General features: G+C 30.5%; 1 protein-coding gene and 1 pseudogene. Both read left to right on the forward strand.

Translation table 11 applies throughout. The features are described from left to right. Positions 1–315 precede the first annotated feature (315 nt). Positions 316–615, forward strand: coding sequence for a hypothetical protein (locus tag B0A78_RS14160; RefSeq protein ID WP_065213627.1), 300 nt, complete (start codon positions 316–318; stop codon positions 613–615). Positions 616–660: 45 nt separating this feature from the next. Beyond that, positions 661–1,281 (forward strand): annotated as a pseudogene (locus B0A78_RS14165) (hypothetical protein); the annotation flags it as partial.

The raw sequence follows: 1,281 nt of genomic DNA on the forward strand, positions 1-1,281 counted from the left end.
CTAGCAACTTGAATTAATTAGTTTTAGATAAACTATCTAAAATAAAAAATAGGTATCTCAATTTATTTTATCAATAAATAAAAATCTCATAACGAGTATTTTTTAATTTATGTTTTTTAAAATCAATTGTTTAGAAATTATTTATTCACTGTTTAGAGTATACTAACTGAATAAAGTTACCCCAGATTAGGTATTAGAAGGCACATTCATAATAACATAAACACTTGCTTATCAATAAAATAAGTCTTATCTTAGAAGAAACAAACCCCGAAAAAGCTCAAAAAGAGTCAAAAACGGGGTTTTTCTTTAAATGCTATGGCAAAAAAAATACGTTTAAGCGAATTTCAATACCAAATTCCATTTTTTACCCTCAATAAAGATTTTGATGGTTTTTACGCCCAATTTTTAAAAACAGATTTGGGAAAAATTTATCTTTCGATGCCTTTTTCAGAGCTAGCTCAAGCCTTCAAACTGAAAGATTCTCAAAAAGGAACTCATTGTTATTTTAGCCCTAAGGGTAAAATAGCTCTGATGATGCTTAAAAACTACTACGGCTGTTCTGATAAAAAGTTGATTGAACTTCTCAACGGAAATATCTTTATGCAATTTTTTTGAGACATTTTGATTCCGATTGAAAAACCATTGAAAAACTTTAAAATCGTGAGTCAAATCAGAATGGAGCTATCCAAAAATTTAACCATCCGTAAAGCCCAAGAAGTACTAGCAAAGAGCTGGATTCCTTATATGGGAGATTTAGACAAAATGCTTACGGATGCTACCTGTTATGAGAGCGAAGTGCGCTTTCCTACAAACCAGAAATTGCTTTGGGAATGTGTACAGTGGAATTATAAGCAAATGGAATCTTTATGTCATTTATTTAAAATAAAACTACCAAGAACTAAATATTTAGATTGGTGTAAGCGATACAAAAAATATTCAAAAAAGAGAAAAAAACAATCAAAACATCGCACAAAAGTTACCCGAAGATTACTTAAATTATTGTACAAACTCAATGACGAACTTAGCCGTATTGAAACACAAAATCCATTTGAAGCCACTACAAAATACAGCAAACAATGCTTGATTATCAATCAGGTACACAAACAACAACTTCAGATATTTAAAACCGGCAAAAGTCTTCCAAACAGGATTGTAAGTATTAGCAAAAGTCTTCCAAACAGGATTGTAAGTATTAGCAAAAGTTATATCCGCCCAATTGTCCGTGAGAAAGAAATAAAGCAAGTTGAATTTGGAGCCAAAGTAAACAAAATTCAAATCGAT

Source organism: Flavobacterium columnare NBRC 100251 = ATCC 23463, from assembly GCF_002530675.1.
GTDB lineage: Bacteria > Bacteroidota > Bacteroidia > Flavobacteriales > Flavobacteriaceae > Flavobacterium > Flavobacterium columnare.